At 37.8% G+C, this 18,527-nt stretch carries 19 protein-coding genes and 3 pseudogenes; 13 read left to right on the top strand and 9 right to left on the bottom strand.

Annotated elements, in window-relative coordinates; all coding sequences use genetic code 11:
* Positions 1 to 2: 2 nt before the first annotated feature.
* Complete coding sequence (locus tag AB2N10_RS02495; RefSeq protein WP_369434260.1) at positions 3 to 470, bottom strand: GNAT family N-acetyltransferase; 468 nt, start codon at positions 468 to 470, stop codon at positions 3 to 5.
* Positions 471 to 604: 134 nt separating this feature from the next.
* On the opposite strand from AB2N10_RS02495, the gene AB2N10_RS02490 reads away from it, so the two are divergent.
* Positions 605 to 1,039 carry an MFS transporter gene (locus AB2N10_RS02490; RefSeq protein WP_369434259.1) on the top strand — a complete coding sequence of 145 codons (435 nt, stop codon included), beginning with the start codon at positions 605 to 607 and terminating at the stop codon, positions 1,037 to 1,039.
* Entirely contained in the window at positions 1,009 to 1,773 is a 765-nt protein-coding gene (locus AB2N10_RS02485) for an MFS transporter (RefSeq protein ID WP_369434258.1), read from the top strand. The genes AB2N10_RS02490 and AB2N10_RS02485 overlap by 31 nt, the downstream gene beginning before the upstream one ends.
* A gap of 5 nt (positions 1,774 to 1,778) precedes the next feature.
* Here AB2N10_RS02485 and AB2N10_RS02480 read toward each other — a convergent pair whose 3' ends face one another.
* From AB2N10_RS02480 to AB2N10_RS02470, 3 genes and pseudogenes are all read right to left on the bottom strand, one after another.
* Positions 1,779 to 2,108, bottom strand: coding sequence for a hypothetical protein (locus tag AB2N10_RS02480; protein WP_354624975.1), 330 nt, complete (start codon positions 2,106 to 2,108; stop codon positions 1,779 to 1,781).
* Between the two features lie 149 nt (positions 2,109 to 2,257).
* Positions 2,258 to 2,542, bottom strand: a complete 285-nt coding sequence (locus AB2N10_RS02475) for a hypothetical protein (protein ID WP_354624974.1) — start codon at positions 2,540 to 2,542, stop codon at positions 2,258 to 2,260.
* Between the two features lie 106 nt (positions 2,543 to 2,648).
* Positions 2,649 to 3,022, bottom strand: a pseudogene (locus AB2N10_RS02470) (murein L,D-transpeptidase family protein).
* A gap of 374 nt (positions 3,023 to 3,396) precedes the next feature.
* Here AB2N10_RS02470 and AB2N10_RS02465 point away from each other — a divergent pair.
* Positions 3,397 to 4,050 carry a universal stress protein gene (locus AB2N10_RS02465; RefSeq protein WP_354624972.1) on the top strand — a complete coding sequence of 218 codons (654 nt, stop codon included), beginning with the start codon at positions 3,397 to 3,399 and terminating at the stop codon, positions 4,048 to 4,050.
* Positions 4,051 to 4,085: 35 nt separating this feature from the next.
* Here the strand turns inward: AB2N10_RS02465 and sixA are convergent, their stop codons facing one another.
* Positions 4,086 to 4,574 (bottom strand): phosphohistidine phosphatase SixA, encoded by a 489-nt coding sequence (gene sixA, locus AB2N10_RS02460; RefSeq protein ID WP_354624971.1) that lies wholly within the window; start codon positions 4,572 to 4,574, stop codon positions 4,086 to 4,088.
* A gap of 85 nt (positions 4,575 to 4,659) precedes the next feature.
* Entirely contained in the window at positions 4,660 to 4,800 is a 141-nt protein-coding gene (locus AB2N10_RS02455) for a TIGR02808 family protein (protein ID WP_354624970.1), read from the bottom strand.
* A 212-nt stretch (positions 4,801 to 5,012) separates the two neighbouring features.
* Between AB2N10_RS02455 and AB2N10_RS02450 the strand changes: the two genes are divergently transcribed.
* From AB2N10_RS02450 to AB2N10_RS02430, 5 genes and pseudogenes are all read left to right on the top strand, one after another.
* Positions 5,013 to 5,972, top strand: coding sequence for a MoxR family ATPase (locus AB2N10_RS02450; protein WP_354624969.1), 960 nt, complete (start codon positions 5,013 to 5,015; stop codon positions 5,970 to 5,972).
* Positions 5,972 to 6,916 carry a DUF58 domain-containing protein gene (locus AB2N10_RS02445; protein WP_354624968.1) on the top strand — a complete coding sequence of 315 codons (945 nt, stop codon included), beginning with the start codon at positions 5,972 to 5,974 and terminating at the stop codon, positions 6,914 to 6,916. Before AB2N10_RS02450 ends, AB2N10_RS02445 begins: the two co-directional genes overlap by 1 nt.
* Positions 6,900 to 7,397: a DUF4381 domain-containing protein gene (locus tag AB2N10_RS02440; protein ID WP_354624967.1), complete on the top strand. Its 498-nt coding sequence runs from the start codon at positions 6,900 to 6,902 to the stop codon at positions 7,395 to 7,397. The genes AB2N10_RS02445 and AB2N10_RS02440 overlap by 17 nt, the downstream gene beginning before the upstream one ends.
* Complete coding sequence (locus AB2N10_RS02435) at positions 7,390 to 8,373, top strand: VWA domain-containing protein (protein WP_354624966.1); 984 nt, start codon at positions 7,390 to 7,392, stop codon at positions 8,371 to 8,373. The genes AB2N10_RS02440 and AB2N10_RS02435 overlap by 8 nt, the downstream gene beginning before the upstream one ends.
* Positions 8,363 to 9,679: pseudogene (locus tag AB2N10_RS02430) on the top strand (VWA domain-containing protein); the annotation flags it as partial. The gene AB2N10_RS02435 and the pseudogene AB2N10_RS02430, both read left to right, overlap by 11 nt.
* Here the strand turns inward: AB2N10_RS02430 and AB2N10_RS02425 are convergent.
* Positions 9,654 to 10,121, bottom strand: a complete 468-nt coding sequence (locus AB2N10_RS02425) for a pentapeptide repeat-containing protein (protein ID WP_369434644.1) — start codon at positions 10,119 to 10,121, stop codon at positions 9,654 to 9,656. The pseudogene AB2N10_RS02430 and the gene AB2N10_RS02425 sit on opposite strands and share 26 nt — an antisense overlap.
* A gap of 181 nt (positions 10,122 to 10,302) precedes the next feature.
* On the opposite strand from AB2N10_RS02425, the gene AB2N10_RS02420 reads away from it, so the two are divergent.
* The 5 genes and pseudogenes from AB2N10_RS02420 (at position 10,303) to AB2N10_RS02400 (ending at position 16,520) form a co-directional block, all read left to right on the top strand.
* Positions 10,303 to 12,015 (top strand): BatD family protein, encoded by a 1,713-nt coding sequence (locus AB2N10_RS02420; protein WP_354624965.1) that lies wholly within the window; start codon positions 10,303 to 10,305, stop codon positions 12,013 to 12,015.
* A gap of 419 nt (positions 12,016 to 12,434) precedes the next feature.
* A complete protein-coding gene (locus AB2N10_RS02415) occupies positions 12,435 to 13,448 on the top strand; it encodes an amino acid ABC transporter substrate-binding protein (RefSeq protein ID WP_369434257.1) in 1,014 nt (337 codons plus the stop codon).
* Positions 13,449 to 13,488: 40 nt separating this feature from the next.
* The gene (locus AB2N10_RS02410; protein ID WP_369434256.1) at positions 13,489 to 14,652 is read left to right on the top strand and encodes an amino acid ABC transporter permease; all 1,164 of its coding nucleotides are present in this window, start codon (positions 13,489 to 13,491) and stop codon (positions 14,650 to 14,652) included.
* A gap of 30 nt (positions 14,653 to 14,682) precedes the next feature.
* A pseudogene (locus AB2N10_RS02405) lies at positions 14,683 to 15,761 on the top strand (amino acid ABC transporter permease).
* A 12-nt stretch (positions 15,762 to 15,773) separates the two neighbouring features.
* Positions 15,774 to 16,520: an amino acid ABC transporter ATP-binding protein gene (locus tag AB2N10_RS02400; protein WP_354624961.1), complete on the top strand. Its 747-nt coding sequence runs from the start codon at positions 15,774 to 15,776 to the stop codon at positions 16,518 to 16,520.
* A 130-nt stretch (positions 16,521 to 16,650) separates the two neighbouring features.
* On the opposite strand, the gene AB2N10_RS02395 is transcribed toward AB2N10_RS02400, so the two are convergent.
* The gene (locus AB2N10_RS02395) at positions 16,651 to 16,815 is read right to left on the bottom strand and encodes a hypothetical protein (protein WP_369434255.1); all 165 of its coding nucleotides are present in this window, start codon (positions 16,813 to 16,815) and stop codon (positions 16,651 to 16,653) included.
* Positions 16,782 to 17,987: a hypothetical protein gene (locus tag AB2N10_RS02390; RefSeq protein WP_369434254.1), complete on the bottom strand. Its 1,206-nt coding sequence runs from the start codon at positions 17,985 to 17,987 to the stop codon at positions 16,782 to 16,784. The genes AB2N10_RS02395 and AB2N10_RS02390 overlap by 34 nt, the downstream gene beginning before the upstream one ends.
* Positions 17,988 to 18,527: the final 540 nt, after the last annotated feature.

Here is an 18,527-nt window from a genome sequence, read left to right as displayed (position 1 = left end):
TCTTAGTCTGCCGCTTTTTCCATGTGAAAGGAGATCAACTTTTGTTCACCGATTTCGGTGCTTAACTGTTTTTTAACTTTAAAACCAAAGTGTTCAAAAAAAGGCTTAGCTGTAATACTCACCTGTGCAAAGTAACACTTTATTTTTTTCTTCTCGCCTTCATGAAATATCGCCATCATTAATGTTCGCCCAATGCCATGACGTTGATACTGATGGTGGCAAAAAAAATGGTCGATTAGACCATCATTTTGTAAATCGGCATAACCAACTATTTTACCCTCTATCTCTGCAACAAAGGGTTCAATATCAATCATCCTTTTATTCCATATAAAAAGATCCATCGATTCTGCTGCCCATGCTTGTAACTGTTCTTGCGTATAATCCTGTTTATTAATATTACGCACTGTATTAAAGAAGAGTGACCACGTTGCCTGCGCATCCTGTTCATTATATTTTCTAAGTGTAATCATAATAATTATATCCACTAAAATGAGATTTTAATTTACTATCAGCATATAACGAATTTGCTTAACTTAACAACTTATCCATTTTTTAAAAATATCGATCCTTACACTTAACAATATAAAAAGATCAGAGGTGTCACTTGTTTTCTATCGCGGCTAAATCATGGCTTAGTTTATACTTCATCTCTTTCCTCTTTATTTGGGGGGTATTTTTACCTTTTTGGGGCATTTGGCTAGAAGAGCAAGGCATCTCTAGTGAAACAATAGGCCTACTTTTTTCGATTGGCTTAGCTTTGCGTTTTGTCAGTAGTCTGACCTTATTACCAAATATCTCTCGTGGTCCTTCATTATTACAACTAATACGTATATTGGGCTTTTTAAGCTTACTGGCTTTTAGCACCCTATTTTATCTCAAAGGGGAGTTTATTTGGGCGTTAATAACACTATTAGTCAACTTCCTGATGGCTCCGATGATGCCATTAGGCGATATTATTGGTGCGCGATTAGTAAAACAGATTAATTTAGATTATGGACGCGTTAGATTATGGGGATCGGTAAGCTTTATTGCCGGTTAACCTGTGTCGGTTGGTTTATTGGCGAATACGGCAAACAGGCTATCCTGTGGGTAATAGTTTGTGCCACATTGGTCATGTGGCTACTTACTTTATTACAATTATCACCGCAATTAGAAGAACAGGCAACAACATCAAATGAACCTAAGAAATCACTATTTTCACTACTGAAACGTTCCGATGTTCGGCTGTTTATCCTGATCACGGGGGCCATTCAAGGAAGCCACGGAGCCTACTATGCATTTAGTGCTATATACTGGAATCATCAAGGCCTTTCTGAAGTATCAATTGCATGGCTATGGGGAATTGCCGTCTTTGCAGAGGTGATATTAATGCGTTTTAATTATTCATTATTTTCCAAGTGGTCCATAAGACAGATGTTGTTATTAGGGTTAACTGCTGCCATTGCACGTTGGTTAGTACTGGGACTTTCTACTGATGTCTATCTACTCGGCGTAATACAGACATTCCACGCATTCACTTTTGCAGCAACACACTTAGCGGCAGTACGCTACATTGGGCTACAAAAAAATCATGAAATGGTACGTTACCAATCACTTTACTCTGGTATTGCATTGGGTTTAATTATGGCGTTATTTACCTATCTTTCTGGACTATTTTTTAAATCGCTACAGGGAAATATATTTTTAATAATGTCGATAATGCTAATCCCTATATTCTGGTGCATTAAAGTTTGGAAAGTCTCCCCTGAGGAAGATGAGCGGGTAAGCTTATAAACGTCTCATCGTACCAATGTTGATGAGTCCACTGAATATTTTGCGAATATCTTTGTGAATTGATCGTTATCTTTCAATTTTTGTAGTGCCCTATCAATCTCAGGCATTAAGCTAACATATGGCGATTTTTTGCTCATCATAAGATGAAAATCAACGGGGCCAAACCTTACATTCGTTAGCTCAATCTCTTTACTTAGGCCTAATTCAGCAATAATAGGCGACATTGAGAAGGCGACATTAATCATCCCATCAACTTTTTTTGATGCAACAAAACGGGCTGCGTACCTATCTTTTTTTACTATTTCAGTGCGCACGCCCTTTTTTTCAACATTCACACTATGCCACCCATTTCCAGCTGTAGAAACCAATAATAAATTCAACGCTTTAATATCTTCAATGGTTTTTATCTTTTTAATTGCTTCAATGTTGGGGTGATTAGCATAAACATAGAGGTTGAAATATAACTGGTAAAATGGAAACTCCGTTACTGCACTATAAGTGCGCCTCTGTTGGTAGGAATGGTAAGGATAAAGTCGCTATGACCAATCTCCACTTCGAGTTGTGCTCTTTTCCATGGCAGTAATTTATAATTAAGCGCTAAGCCTAGTTCTTGTTCAAATAAAAGGGTTAACATCTCAGGAAATATTCCTCTATTGATATTATCCCCCTCTTTAATATAACGAAAAGGAAACCAATTTTCATCACTGGTTGCATATTCAATAGATGTCTGAGCAGATGTACAGACTGCATAACTCAATAAAAACAGCACAACAAATAATCTGTTTATGAGCTTTATTTTAAGTATGTACAATATAATTAATTCTTCCATAAATTAAATGACAATCATTTGCTACTTTGCAAAACAACCTCAATGACTAAGGCCTGATTTCAATCACAGTTCCTATTTCAACCAATTCCCATATCTCTTTTATTTCACTATTCAATACACCGATACAGCCATTGGTCCAATCTCGATAATAAAATGCAGCTTCCTTTTTTTCCATGCCATTAGGTACGCCATGTATGAAAATATCCCCCCGGGATCCACGCCATTTTGTTTAGCTATTTCTATATCCTTGGCACTGGGATAGGTAATATGTAATGAAAGATGAAATCGACTATTCTCATTTCTGTAATCAATAAGATATCTACCTTCAGGGGTTTTATCGTCGCCCTCCTGTTGCTTATGACCGATGGGATTTTCACCTAGAGAGATGTAAAACTCACGATAAGTCTCTCCATTGCTCATTAAATACATTTTACGCTTTGCTTTTTCGATTAAAACAAGATCGATGTTAGGGTGAACAGTTTGAGCAAAAGCCAAACTGGGAATTAAGCAAATAAAGGTACTGAGCAACGGCGATTTAAAAAAAACTATAATAGACCACAATACTGATACTAATTGCTCAATTTTCCTATATATTCCGCTCATTAAACTGCCTGATATTAAATGTAATACACTGTCGTGGTGATTATACCCCTATTTCATTAACAAGTAACAATTTGTAGCGCGATGATGCTCTTGTTTTCATAAAAATCACTCAAAAAATAACATTCAATAACACTAACAAGACCTCATCCATAGACTAAAATTATAGTAAGTAGGTGTTTTAGGAATCGAAAATGGCTGACTTTGTACAAAAGATTCACTATAAAGGGCAGGCAGAAGAAGATATTTATTTTGCTAAATTAGACCAGCAATTGATACAAGAGCTGCACGATAAGCAAGCCAAACAAGCTGAACAAACAAAAACGGCCTTAAACAAACCATTACTCCTTAAGGATTCTGAAAAAATCACCCATAGCAGCGCCCTAATCGACAAAAAGATTACCAAAAACGGGAGAGAGATAATGAAATATCGACATATTTTAGTTGCAATCGATTTAACTGATTCAAGCGAATATATTATCAATAAGGCAGTTTCTTTAGCGAAAATGAGCAATGCAGAGCTATCATTAATCTATGTTGATATGGATTATAGTAATATTTACACAGGGTTAAGTTATTCAGAATTTACGAAAATTGAGCCAGATAGCCAAAGAGTTACCTCACTACAAAATGAATTAAAATCGTTAGCAGAAAAAGTTGATTACCCTATTAGTCATCGCTTATTTGAAAGCGGTGATTTAAGTAAAAATATTCTGCAATCCACAGAGGAACTAGGTGCAGATCTATTAGTCTGCGGGCACCATCACGACTTTTGGAGTGGACTGTTATCATCATCACGAAAGTTACTTAGAAAATCAGTGATAGATATATTTATCGTGCAAGTTTAATCCGTAAAATTCAAGCCATCAGGTGCGATGGCTTGCTAGCTTAAGTTGATTTGATGGTTAATTTGCATAACAGAGGTTAAACCGTGTAAAACAGCAAAACCATTATCATCTATTTCAACATGCCCAACGGAAGAGGTTGCAAAGGCAGGAACTCCCGCAGAAGGAACCAATTCGCCTATAATATACCCTACTAAGGGGAGATGTGAGACCACTAATAAATTGTTAACGCCCTCTGCTTGCAAAGCTGATATTTCATTGACGGATTTTCTCGCGCTGCCACCTGGTGTTAACGATTTAATGGTTTGAACATTAGCCACCTCAGGAAAAAAAGGGCGAACAGATTCCCATGTTTGCTGAGCGCGTAAGTATGGACTGACTAGAACCGCATCAAGAGTCACACCTCGGTTGGCTAAATGTGTCGCCATTTTTTCTGACTCAGCTTGACCTAATGACGTTAAAGGTCTTTCTGCATCAGAGTTAGCCATCATTTCAGCTTGTCCATGGCGCATAATATATATATTCATTGGTTATCCTTGATAACTCTTTTTCATTGAAGAGTATCACTAAATCAGCTTGCAATGGCTATTTAATAAATATTGCTAAACAACATTAATCTTCAATAGGGGTTTCGCCTAACATATTCAATATAACAGCAGAGACACAAAACACACCAATAAAGCCCATAATAAAAATCACAGGCATGGCAGAGTAACCGAGAATGTGCCAAATAATAGATTCTAATTCACTCATTTTTATTCCTCTTCTTTAAATTAATGGTAAGGATACGTAATAACTAAGAAAAAAACATGCGCAATATCATAATTTTTTAGCTTAGTCGATTATTGACACTATATACAAGGTATTGCATTATTTTAAATAAACTATATATCTTGAAGTTGGGTATCATACTCAGTATATTTTCTTTCTTTCCATAAAAATCAATATTTTAATAGAGTATAAAGATGGCTAAAAAACAACTTGATGCATTACGAACTTACCTTAATAAAATGATTTTAGGACAAAGCGAACTGGTTGATGGCTTATTAATTGCCTTACTTGCTGATGGCCATATCCTTGTGGAAAGCCCTCCAGGGCTTGCAAAAACACGAGCAATCAATGCGTTATCAGAGGGGATTGAAGGTGATTTTCACCGAATTCAATTTACGCCCGACTTGTTACCCTCTGATTTAACGGGCACCGATATATTTCGCCAAGAGACTGGTGAATTTATTTTTGAAAAAGGGCCTCTATTTCATAATTTAATTTTAGCCGATGAGATAAACCGCGCACCAGCCAAAGTACAATCAGCACTATTAGAAGCGATGGCTGAGCGTCAAATTACCGTGGGTAAAAAAACCTATCCATTACCCGAACTATTTTTAGTAATGGCGACACAAAATCCATTAGAGCAAGAAGGCACCTACCCATTGCCTGAAGCACAATTGGATCGTTTCATCATGCATTTAGAACTAGATTACCCTGATGCGGCTACTGAAAAAGAAATTTTACAACTTAATCAAAAAGAAATTTTAAAAGAAAAGGTTGCCGAAGTAACACCACTATTAAACGAGCAAATATTCTCTATACGTGAAGAGATAATGACCATTAATATTGCTCCTCATTTAGAGCAATATTTAATCGACCTCATCATCGCAACACGTCAACCAGAAAAATATGGTGCACAATTAAAAGAGTGGATAAATTATGGGGCCAGTCCCCGTGCAACTTTGGCATTAATGCGTACCGCAAAAGCACGCGCATGGCTTGATAATCGCGATTATGTGATGCCTGATGATATTATTAGCAACCTTTATCCTGTATTACGTCATCGCCTGATACTAAGCTACGAAGCCGAAGCACAGGGCATTAATGCTAACCGCGTTATTCAAGAGATTATCAATCAGGTAGCGATTCCAGCCTAATGAACGTCACTAAACCACAAATTTTTGCTAATACGCCCTATTTAACGGGCGTGGATGTTAGCCTTAATGAATTGCTCAGTTATAAACAACAGGCAAAACTGAAGCTGCAACCCATTACTCATGTTGCGGCAAAGCATTTAGCAGGCAACTATTTAGCCAATATTAAAGGCCGCGGCATGGAGTTTGCCGAAGTACGTCATTATCAACCGGGTGATGATGTCCGCTCGATAGATTGGTCGGTCACGGCTCGCACCGGAAAAGCACATACTAAACTGTTTCAAGAAGAGAAAGAGCGCCCCGTTTTTATTTTACTCGATCTCTCTGACAGCATGATTTTTGGTAGTCAATTTGCGTTTAAATCCGTACAAGCTTGTCATTTAGGGGCTTTATTAGGCTGGCAAGCGAAACAACGTAATGACCGTTTAGGTGGCATAATATTCAATCAGCAGAGTGTCGCAGAGTTAAAACCCGCAGGCCGAAATAGAGGTTTAATGGCATTCCTTCACCAAAGTGAAGCATTATGTCAATCTGCCCCCTTGAAATTGAATGATAATCCTCAAGCTTTAGTATTACAGCTACAACGCCTTTCTCGTTTAGTACAAACGGGCAGCCAAATTCATTTAATTAGCGATTTTTCACAGCTAAACAGTGACTGCCAAAAACTAATTAGCTTGATGCGTCGACATAATCAAATCAATGCATGGCAAATTAGTGATCCGCTCGAGTTAACACTCCCTAAAAATGTACAAAAAATTAATCTGAAAATTAATAGCCTGTACGGCAGCGGCTACTTCAACGAAAAAAATGCACTGCAACAATATCAAAATGATGCGAGTCAGCGCCAACAGCAGATCGCGAGCCTATTTATCAAACAAGGTATCCCACTTCATCAGCTTACGGCAGCAACCTCATTAATGGAGCAATTTCATGTCCCCGCAAGCTAATGCAAGTCCACTCGCTCAACTACATGATGTGATAGCACCGAGTATACCGAGTTGGTGGCCTCTCGCTGCAATATATTGGTTTCTAATAGCGCTTGTTATTGGCTTAGCAATCGCATCTACCTATCTCTATAAAAAACAACAGCAAGAAAAACAGAAACAGCAAAAAGCGCTGCAACAATTACGGCAACTGCAACGCTCTAATGCTAATTTTGTACTGTTAAATCAACTATTAAAAGGTGTCGCATTAAGTTACTTTCCAAGACAAAAAGTGGCATCATTGCATGGTGAACAATGGTTTGAATTTTTACATATCCATGCCAAAGAGCCTATTTTCAACAGCAAAGAAGCCTTTGTAAAACGTCTATATCGAAATGATACACCTGCCTGCACCGATAATGATTATGATCAGGCCAAAAGGTGGATAAAAAACCTCCCTGTACAAATCAGAAAACGAGAACAAGAGGTTAATAAAAATGTTTGAGTTTATTTATTGGTGGATTTTCCTACTTTTACCACTGCCATTAGTGGTACGACAATTGTTACAGGCCAAAAAACAACAGGCTCAGCAAATTTGGCTGCCCCTTGCTCGCGCTCTATCACCACGACAGTCACCACTAAGTAGTAATAAATTTAAGCAATTTATTCCATGGCTTGTATGGTTATTATTACTAACAGCATTAGCCAAACCAATCTGGTTTGGCGAGCCAATACGCCTGCAACAACAAGGCCGAGATATGGTTATCTCATTAGATTTATCAGGCAGTATGCAAGAAGTGGATATGCCCTTAAATGGCAGAAACGTCGATCGCCTTACCCTTGTCAAAGATCTATTAAAAACCTTTATTAACAAACGCGAAGGTGACCGTTTAGGATTAATCCTTTTTGCTGACCATGCGTATCTACAAACACCACTCACCTTTGACTTAAAAACCATTAATCAAATGATTGATGAAACGGAAATTGGCTTGGTAGGTAAACGCACCGCTATCGGAGAATCTATCGCACTGGCGATTAAACGTTTTGTTGAAAACCAAAATGATCAACGCGTACTGATTTTATTGACCGATGGCGCAAATACCGCAGGACGAATTGATCCCATACAAGCAGCTACACAAGCAGCTAAAAATAACATCACCATCTATACCATTGGTATTGGTGCGGATGAGATGATTAAGCGCGATATATTCGGCTACCAGAAGGTAAATCCTTCTGCAGATCTTGATGAAAAGGCGTTAACTGAGATTGCTAAAATTACAGGAGGAAAATATTTTCGAGCCCGCAACCAGCAGGAGCTAGATGATATCTACACACAATTGAATCGACTAGAACCAATAGATAGTGACTTCTTAGAGTTTCGTCCAGAAAAAGATCTTTTTTATTGGCCCCTATCAATCGCCTTGCTGATATTAATCATATCTTCACTGTACTTTAAATTAAGAGGGATTTATGTTGCCTGAAAGCACCTTGATGCCACTGCAATTTTTACGACCTTTATGGTTACTTGGATTGTTTGTTATCCCTCTCTTTTTGTTGATAAAACAACAATCGGCTAAAAAAGAGCGTGCAAACCCGTTAATTGCTCCCCATTTAAGCAAACAGTTAGTGAGTACCGATACCTTCAGCAAAAGCAAACAACTGCTGTTACCTTTACTCACTACGATTGCGTGCATCGCATTATCGGGACCAAGTTGGCGTAGTCTACAATTACCCGTTTATGAGATGCAAAAAGCACAAGTTTTAGTGCTAGATCTCTCCTACTCTATGTACGCAACGGACATCAAACCTAACCGCGTAAGCCAAGCTAAATACAAAGCAATCGATCTTATTAAACAATGGGGGGAAGGCGAAAAAGCGCTAATAGCTTATGCTGGCGAGCCCTTTACTATTTCTCCCTTAACCCCAGATGGTAATTCCATCATCAATCACATAGCCAGTCTTTCACCGGATATCATGCCCGTAACGGGATCGAATGCAGACATAGCGCTAGAGAAAGCCATTGCATTGTTACAAAATGCCAATTACCAACAAGGGCATATTGTTTTTATTAGTGATGGTATTGATGAAGAAACATCACAAAAAATGTTACAACGCATTGAAGGAACAGATTGGATTGTTTCAATGTTAGCTGTCGGCACTAGCAAAGGAGCACCAATAAAATTAACGGATGGCACTCTATTAAAAGATCAGCAAGGGGATATTGTTATCCCGACCTTACAAACTAAAGCGATGTATGCAATAACAAAGGCTAGTGATGGCTTATTTTTAACAATAAAAAATACAAATTCAGATATTAAACAACTCGGCAATTATTTTAGCGTACCAACGGGTCACAAAAGCGAAGACAAAACCTCATCAGCGGATCAATTTCCTAAAGATGATGGCTATTGGATCGCTTTTCTATTGCTACCACTTTTTTTATTACTATTTAGAAAAGGTCTTTTTTATATCGCCTTACTAGGGTTAACGACAACCTTAGTTACCCCGCCAGCGGCACAGGCGTCAATTTGGCAAAATAATCAACAAAATGCCTACCAAGCATACCAAGAAAAAAACTATGACATTGCCGCAGAATTATACAAAAACCCCAATGCAAAGGGCAGCGCGCTCTATCAAAACAAGCAGTACCAAGAAGCACTAGAGCAATATAACAAAGCTACGCGAGCCAATCCCAATGATGCCACGGCTTTTTATAATCAAGGAAATGCCTTAGCACAATTGCAAGAGCTTGATAAAGCTATCACAGCCTATGAACAAGCACTAAAAATCGATCCGACATTACAAGTTGCGGCAGATAATAAAAAATTAATTGAAGAGTTACAAAATCAACAGCAACAAAACGAACAGCAACAAAATGAGCAGCAGCAAAACGAACAGCAGCAAAATGAGCAGCAGCAAAATGAGCAGCAACAAAATGAGCAGCAGCAAAATGAGCAGCAACAAAATGAGCAGCAGCAAAATGAGCAGCAACAAAATGAGCAGCAGCAAAATGAGCAGCAGCAAAATGAGCAGCAGCAAAATGAGCAGCAGCAAAATGAGCAGCAGCAAAATGAGCAGCAGCAAAATGAGCAGCAACAAAATGAGCAGCAGCAAAATGAGCAGCAGCACAATGAGCAGCAACAAAATGAGCAGCAACAAAATGAGCAGCAGCAAAATGAGCAGCAGCAAAATGAGCAGCAGCAAAATGAGCAGCAACAAAATGAACCACAACAATTAGCTGAGCAAGAAAATGGCCCTGAAAAAAATCAAGAGCTTGAAGATCTTCCCATGTGGTTAAAAAACATGCCCGATGATCCCGCTCTTTTATTACGCAACAAAATGCGTTTGGAATATCACAAAAGAGCGGAGTCAAAACCCGTCAAACGACAAAACAGTGGAGACAGTTGGTAATGCGCACACAAATATCTCTTTTTATCGCACTTTTATTAATGTTATTTCAACTACCTAGTGCTTTAGCTAACACACAATTACAAACATCTGTTTCTAGTAATCAAGTTTTCTTAGGTGACCTATTTGTGTTAACTATTGAACTTAATGATACGGGATCAGAATATAAGTTAGATACACGACCACTTGAACAAGAATTCACAGTATATCGCCCCTCTGAAAGCCGAAGCACTCAGATTATTAACGGAAATGCTCAGCGACAAACGGTCTGGCAAATTAATCTACAGGCAAAACGAATTGGTGAGCTAACCATTCCCGCCATCAATATCGGTTCTTTGAAAACAAAACCGATTCAAATTTCCGTCAAAAAACCCTCCGAAGAAGCAACTAAACTTGCCGATAACGCGGTATTTATGGAAAACAGCATCACCAAGAAAAGTGTTTATATTGACCAACCACTGCGATTAACAACAACTATCTACCTAGCGCAAAATAGCCGTGATTTAGAGCTCAACCCTCCCCAACTTAATGGTGCTAAAATAAGTGTGTATGGTGAAGATAAAAATAGCATCACTATTCGTCATGGCATGCGTTATCAGGTAATCACACGACAATATCAAATAGAGCCTACTGAAGTCGGCACGTTTACCATATCATCGCCTTTATTAACCGGAAACTTACGAAAATTAGAGCAAATAAGCGATTGGCAGAACCGCATTGTCTCTGAGCCAATAAATATCCGAGGAGATAGCTTAACGATACAGGTAAAAGCACAACCCCAAAATTACCAAGGAAAATGGTTGATCAGTGAAGATGTACGTTTAATAGAAAATGAGCAGCTAACAGAAAAAAGTTATCACGTCGGAGAGCCCATTACTCGAAAAGTCACACTACAAGTTGCCGGAATTAATAGTGAAAAAGTGTCCGACATTGATTTCAATTACCCTGCAAATTTACGCTATTACCCTGATAAAGATAACTTACAGGAAGAAAATATTAATGGTTTAATTTATGCATCACGAATAATGACTCATGCAATTATTGCAGATAAAGCAGGCCAATTAACCTTGCCAGAAATTAAATTAGCATGGTGGAATAGCATTACCGACAAACAAGAGTTTGCCGTTTTACCAGCACAAACGGTCACCATATTAGCAAACGACAGCAATACGCAAACAATAGTTCAACAAACAGCCCCCCCACTACAGGAGGAGCAAGCCAAACAACCAGTCAATAACATCATAGTTAATAGTAACGAACTTATTTATTGGCAAATAACAACGGCTATACTGCTGTTTGCTTTACTAGTGATGATTATTTACCACTTATACATACGTAAACAATTAACAAATGGAGCCTCCCAAAAAGCAGAACAATCAGTGAGTGAAAATAAACAAGCTTACCTCACACTACAGCAGGCATTAAAGCAGGGGAATGCGCGACAAACCTATCAAGCACTTTTGCACTACTGGCAAGGCGAACTTCCACAACTGAAAAGCCTTAAACAACTCGGCGATCAGCTCAAGTGGCAAAAACAGATGACAATGGAATTATCTGAGGAAATCAAACAGCTAGAAGAAGCCTGCGCCAATCAAAGCAATTTATGGCAGTCAGAAAAATTAGGCGTACTGCTAACAAAATACAACGAATTCAAAAATAAACGCTCAGATAAGGATGATACTGAGATAATGGACATCAATGATAATAATTATTAATTAGATTTCTTTAAGCATGTCGCATTTTTACAAATAAAGACGCATTATTTTAGTGCAACATGCACCAAAACAGTACTTTTTAAAAGCAGTTCTCTTATATAGTGCTACGCTATTTTCATAACGTGGCATTTCATATCACAAATAAGCAATTGAAATACCTAATTTTAAAGAAAAAACACGTTAATTTTAAAATTGGCACAATATCTGCCTTTGTAATAAGTGAATAAGTGAATTCGCTTTATTGAAATTAATCATCATGCCAATTTCAATAGTTAAAGAATCGACGGGTCCAAAGAAAATGAATGTAGGCAAAGGCTGTGCTAAATGTACTGTTATTCAACGGCCTATTTACTTTCAGATACACCAATGACTTAATAATTATTGAATTTGCTACTATCACACTCTATAAGGAAATAAAGATGAAAGTTACAAAAATAGCTTTAGTTTTAGGCATTGCTTCACTCCTTCCTAGTCTATCGTCCGCCTCTACACTCGAGCAAGTTACTAAAAAAGGCGCTTTAAATTGTGGTGTATCCACAGGTATTCCAGGCTTTTCCGCAACTGATTCAAAAGGGGTATGGAAGGGGCTTGATGTAGATTTATGCCGTTCAATTGCCGCGGCTGTATTAGGTGATGCTGAAAAAGTAAAATATATTCCACTAACAGCTAAAGAGCGCTTTACTGCACTTCAGAGCGGTGAAATAGATGTGTTAGTTCGTTCTACCACTTGGACAGCAACGCGTGACACTTCACTTGGTCTTAATTTTGCGGGTGTTAACTATTATGATGGACAAGGTTTTTTAGTTAATAAAAAACTAGGTGTAAAAAGTGCCAAAGAGTTAGATGGTGCAACTTTCTGTATTCAAGCAGGTACAACAACAGAGCTAAACTTGACCGATTACTTTAAATCGACAGGCATGGAATATAAAGCCGTTACCTATGATACATCAGGGCAAACTATTGATGGCTTTAAAAATGGCCGCTGTGATGCAGTAACTTCCGATGCATCTCAGTTGTATGGTTTAAAACAAAAACTTAATGATCCAAACAGTGCCATCGTATTACCAGAAATTATTTCTAAAGAGCCTTTAGGTCCAGTGGTTCGTCAAGGAGATGATGACTGGTTTAATATCGTCCGTTGGACTTTTTACGCAACCCTAGAGGCTGAAGAGCTGGGCGTAACTAAAGCGAATGTTGATACACAACTTAAATCTGAAAATCCAAGTATTAAGCGTTTACTTGGTACTAGCGGTAGTGCAGGTGAAGACCTGGGACTAAAAGCGGATTGGGCATATCAAATCATTAAGCAAGTGGGTAATTACTCTGAATCTTTCGATGCCAATGTAGGTAAAGATTCACCATTAAATATTGATTGTGGATTGAATAATTTATGGAATAAAGGCGGGTTAATGTACTCAATGCCAATTCGATAATATTAATTTAGGGGGTTCGCCCCCTTTTTAAAGGCTACCTATGAACAATAATACACACTCCCCCAAAAACAACAGTTTACTCTCTGCTATTAACAACCCTGACAATCGCGCGGTAATATACCAAATTGCAGCATTGTTAGCGGTATTTATACTGGCATATTACTTTACTAATAATATGTTCGATAATATTGAAAAAAGAGGTATTAGCACAGGTTTCTCATTTCTAAATGAAACGGCTGGCTTTGGCATTAGTCAAACATTGATTGAGTATGACGATGGCGCGTCAACATATTATGATGTATTCGTAGTCGGATTATTAAATACACTACTCGTATCGATAATAGGCATTGTATTGGCGTCATTACTGGGGTTATTAATAGGCGTTGGACGATTATCTAGCAACTTTTTAATATCTAGATTATCAGCAGTTTATATTGAAACTTTTCGTAATATCCCGATTCTCTTACAAATTTTATTCTGGTATAACGTTGTACTTGCAACGCTACCGAGCGCCCGTCAAAGTTTATCCTATTGGGATTCCATTTTTTTAAATAACCGTGGATTATTCCTACCCAATCCAATCTTTGAAAATGGCAGTATGGCTATTATAATCGCTTTTTTACTGGCCTGTGTTAGTGTTTTCTTTTTAGCTCGCTGGGCAAGCAAACGCCACGACACAACGGGTGAAGAATTTCCAATTATCAAAGTATCCATTGCATTACTTGTTACAGCCCCCCTGCTTCTCTATTTTATTACGGGTCAGCCGATCAGTGCAGAATACCCTGTATTAAAAGGATTTAATTTTAAAGGTGGCTTAACCATTATTCCGGAATTATTAGCCCTTATTTTTTCATTAAGCATTTATACGGCAACTTATATTGCGGAAGCAGTACGAGCAGGTATTGAAGCGGTACCTGATGGGCAAAAAGAAGCAGCGAAATCACTCGGATTAAAAGATCACATTATTTTACGCAAGGTTGTTTTACCACAAGCTTTACGCGTGATAATTCCTCCTGTTATTAATCAGTACCTCAATTTAGTCAAAAACTCTTCGCTAGCAACTGCGATTGGTTACCCTGAAATAGTCACATTATTTTCAGGTACAACACTCAACCAAGTGGGGCAAGCTATTGAAATTATATTAATGACGATGGCTGTTTACCTAACATTCAGTATTGTTATTTCACTGTTCTTAACTGGGTGAATGCCAGAATGGCAATTAAAGGAAGATAAAATGGCAGTGTATACTTTAAAAGAAGCGAAACCAGCACCCGCAACCAGTAAAGGATTACTGTTTTGGCTTAGAGAAAACCTTTTTTCAAATATCAGTAACTCACTACTGACATTATTGGGATTTTATATTATTTACTTAACCATCCCACCATTAATGGACTGGATGATTTTCGATGCCACATGGAGTGGAAGTAAAGAGGAGATAGTTAATAGTGGTGCTAGGTGGATATTTATTAGCGAAAAGTTCAATCAATTTATGTATGGATTCTATCCAGAAGATTAGATTTGGCGGCCAAATCTAGTTGCATTGATCAGTGTTGCATTTCTAATTTTATTGCATGTTATTAAAAATTTAAAAATAAAATTAACGATGATGCTGCTCTATCCTATTACTTGTTTTATTTTAATTCATGGCGGCATATTTGGTCTAGAAACTGTAGCGACAGAAAAGTGGGGGGATTAATGCTAACCCTAGTTGTTGCAGCAGTCGGCATTATAGCCTCATTCCCTATCGGCATTGTGTTAGCACTTGGGCGGCAATCGGATATGCCCATTGTGAAAACGTTGTGCGTTGGATTTATCGAATTTATACGCGGCGTGCCGTTAATCACCATCTTATTCATGGCATCGGTTGTCTTACCGCTATTTTTTCATGATGGCATTGATTTTGATAAATTATTACGCGCATTAATCGGCATAACACTCTTTCAAGCCGCTTATATCGCTGAGGTCATTAGAGGAGGATTACAGGCGATTCCCCGAGGGCAATATGAAGCATATAAATCATTGGGGCTGAGCTATTGGCAAGGTATGATTTTAATTATATTGCCACAGGCTCTTAAAATTTCAATCCCAAATTTAGTTGGTTCGTTCATCTCTTTATTTAAAGATACGACCCTTGTCTTAATCATTGGCCTCTTTGATGTATTAGCCATGGTTACCTTAACAACAAGTGATAGTAACTGGCTAGGTTTTGAAGTAGAAGGTTATGTTTTTGTCACCATGATTTATTGGTGTTGTTGTTTTACCATGTCACGCTATTCAAAAGCCGTTGAACGAAAATTTAATACTGAGCATTAATAGGAAAAAACCATGTCTGAACAAGAATTTATGATAAAAATGCAAGATGTCAATAAATGGTATGGTGACTTCCACGTACTAAAAGACGTTAATTTAAATATAAAAAAAGGTGAAAAAGTGGTTATCTGTGGCCCTTCAGGGTCTGGAAAATCAACGACAATTCGCTGCTTAAATCACTTAGAAAAATTTCAAAAAGGGGATATTACCATTAATGGTACAGCTCTAATTGATGATGTTAAAGTGGTTCGTCAAATACGTGCCCAGGTGGGGATGGTATTCCAACATTTCAACCTATTTCCACACCTATCTGTATTAGAGAATCTGTTAATAGCACCAACATGGGTACATAAAAAACCTCGCCAAGAAGCGATAAAAACCGCAATGTATTATCTTGAACGAGTAAAAATTGCCGATCAGGCACATAAATACCCAAATCAATTATCGGGTGGACAACAACAACGTGTTGCGATTGCTCGTTGCTTATGTATCAACCCTGAAATCATGTTATTTGATGAACCCACATCGGCATTAGACCCCGAAATGGTATCTGAAGTATTAGATGTGATGGTAGAGCTTGCTGAAGAAGGTATCACGATGATCTGTGTCACTCATGAAATGGGGTTTGCTAAAAAAGTAGCCGATCGCGTTATCTTTATGGATGCAGGACAAATCATCGAAGAGAATGAACCTCAAGCCTTTTTTAACAATCCGCAATCGGATCGATTGAAATTATTTTTAGATCAAATCCTAGCGCACTAAAATCAAATTAAAGGTTAGGGACTGTTGACCTTTAACATTGATTTTTACAGCAATATTTCGCACTTTCAGAGTGTAGTTATTCTACATAAACTAGTGATTAGCTAGTAGAAAGTGCGAAAACGTGCAGCCCCTAATTACTCATACGCACATTATCTATCATTAACACTACGCCACGTTGATTTCCCCAATCAGGTAAAATAGCAAATGGTGCATTAACATTGCGTAAATCCAATGTCGAGCCTGAATAATTAACCAAATCTTTTAATGTAACCGAGTAATGTGTCCACTTATCCAACTCAGGTTTTCTAATGGGAAACGGCCCCAATTGCAAGGGTGAAAACAATCCATTTTAATAAAAAGACCACCATCATCACGAGGATCTGAAACTAATTTTAAATCAAATTCAAGATAATTATAATCCGAATAATCGATGCCACCACTACTATCGAAATAAGCAACCCCTTTATTTGTGGAATAGCGAACACGGGATACCTGACCGTGTTCTCCATCCATCGCTGTATTAGTCGAAACAGTGTCATATTGCGCATATTTTCTTAAACGATAGGGCTCAGAAACGCCCTCCGTATAAATATCAAGTATTTTCCTTTTTTTAACGGCTGGCATTTCTGGCGTTTTAGCAATGGCAACAGGCTCTGCATCGTTAGCAGATTCATCAATTGCTTTCTTGCTTGCTTCTTTAAGTGCTTTGGCCACTTCAAGTGCGACAGCTTCATCAAACGCCTTCTTTGCTGCAGCAGCTGCGGCAGCCTCATTTTTAGCATCAGAAGTTTTTGTAGACTCAGGGAGCTTCGATTTTTCTAACTCCTTAATTTTAGCGGCAGCAAGAAACTCAGGATCGTCCTTAATGACCTCTTTGACCGATACTTTTTTAGCTTCGGCTATTTTAGCTAAACATAATTTAGAGGCGTCCTTAGAACCTTTACAATATTTTTTCAACGCTACATCAAGGTCTTTAATACAGTTTTTAAAGGCATTTACCGTTTTAGCTGGCATATCAATTTTATTGTAAACCGGCATATCAATTGTTACTCCTCCCTGACGCATTTGAATTTTATCTACAGCTAAGAAAAGGTCGAATAACTCTTTTTTATAAAACAACTCGCCATACACAGAAGTATCATCTGCATACTCATAAATTTTGCCGATTTTTTTATCATAAAAAGCTAACGTACTAGGCTCACCTGGTTTTATTCCATAGGGTAACCAAGATTGCATCCCTTTTTGTAATTCCCCTTCTTTGAGTTCAGCTTGGAAAGTATAAAATACAGGCATTCCCTCTGTCGTTAGATAATCACTATTTTTGTAGGTTAAAACACACGCAGTATCACCGATATTCTGCATACGCACTTCACTATGTTTATTCTCATTATGGGCAACTGTTTTTACCTCAGCTGCAACTGAATAAGAGAGTAAACTCAACGCCACGACTAAAATGTTATTTCGCATATTTTATAATATTCCTTTTATTAAAATATCAAAGCCAATTAACGATATTCATTTATCTAAAATTGACATACCCAACCCAAATTGTAAGCGCTTCCTTTTTTGTAGTTAGTAACTTAAAGAGTAGAAACAGTATCATTTACAAAGATAGCTGCTCTATTTATGCTTTAAAGCAAAATCTATGATAGATGATATTACGCTAACAATTGATCAACATCTAAAGGCAAATTATACAGATTAACGAACAGCCAAAAAGAGAACTACAACACAAATGGAAGCGCTTTCACAAAACAGAGAGTCATTACTTTGATTATATGATTCTATTTATACCAATCGACATAAGTATCTGATCTATCTTTGCGGCTTAAAATAATAAATTGCGGCGTTGCATGCAATCGCAATCGACTACTATTACTCAATTATGTCGCTTGCTCTCCCTTATTTTTCCTCAGCAAGTTATGATCACAATATTATGCGGGTTGGTCTTAGACGTTACAACAAATGGATGATTAGAGAAAAGGAGCAGAGTGTTATCCTCTGCTC

The sequence above is a fragment of the Psychromonas sp. MME1 genome, assembly GCF_041080865.1.
Lineage (GTDB): Bacteria > Pseudomonadota > Gammaproteobacteria > Enterobacterales > Psychromonadaceae > Psychromonas.
This window is presented reverse-complemented; position numbering and strand designations above follow the sequence as displayed.

Coding starts and splice junctions, on each gene's coding strand:
- AB2N10_RS02495 (WP_369434260.1), bottom strand. CDS start 470: ATGATTACACTTAGAAAATATAATGAACAGGATGCGCAGGCAACGTGG.
- AB2N10_RS02485 (WP_369434258.1), top strand. CDS start 1,009: ATGGGGATCGGTAAGCTTTATTGCCGGTTAACCTGTGTCGGTTGGTTT.
- AB2N10_RS02465 (WP_354624972.1), top strand. CDS start 3,397: ATGGCTGACTTTGTACAAAAGATTCACTATAAAGGGCAGGCAGAAGAA.
- sixA (WP_354624971.1), bottom strand. CDS start 4,574: ATGAATATATATATTATGCGCCATGGACAAGCTGAAATGATGGCTAAC.
- AB2N10_RS02455 (WP_354624970.1), bottom strand. CDS start 4,800: ATGAGTGAATTAGAATCTATTATTTGGCACATTCTCGGTTACTCTGCC.
- AB2N10_RS02450 (WP_354624969.1), top strand. CDS start 5,013: ATGGCTAAAAAACAACTTGATGCATTACGAACTTACCTTAATAAAATG.
- AB2N10_RS02445 (WP_354624968.1), top strand. CDS start 5,972: ATGAACGTCACTAAACCACAAATTTTTGCTAATACGCCCTATTTAACG.
- AB2N10_RS02440 (WP_354624967.1), top strand. CDS start 6,900: ATGTCCCCGCAAGCTAATGCAAGTCCACTCGCTCAACTACATGATGTG.
- AB2N10_RS02435 (WP_354624966.1), top strand. CDS start 7,390: ATGTTTGAGTTTATTTATTGGTGGATTTTCCTACTTTTACCACTGCCA.
- AB2N10_RS02420 (WP_354624965.1), top strand. CDS start 10,303: ATGCGCACACAAATATCTCTTTTTATCGCACTTTTATTAATGTTATTT.
- AB2N10_RS02415 (WP_369434257.1), top strand. CDS start 12,435: ATGAAAGTTACAAAAATAGCTTTAGTTTTAGGCATTGCTTCACTCCTT.
- AB2N10_RS02410 (WP_369434256.1), top strand. CDS start 13,489: ATGAACAATAATACACACTCCCCCAAAAACAACAGTTTACTCTCTGCT.
- AB2N10_RS02400 (WP_354624961.1), top strand. CDS start 15,774: ATGTCTGAACAAGAATTTATGATAAAAATGCAAGATGTCAATAAATGG.
- AB2N10_RS02390 (WP_369434254.1), bottom strand. CDS start 17,987: ATGCGAAATAACATTTTAGTCGTGGCGTTGAGTTTACTCTCTTATTCA.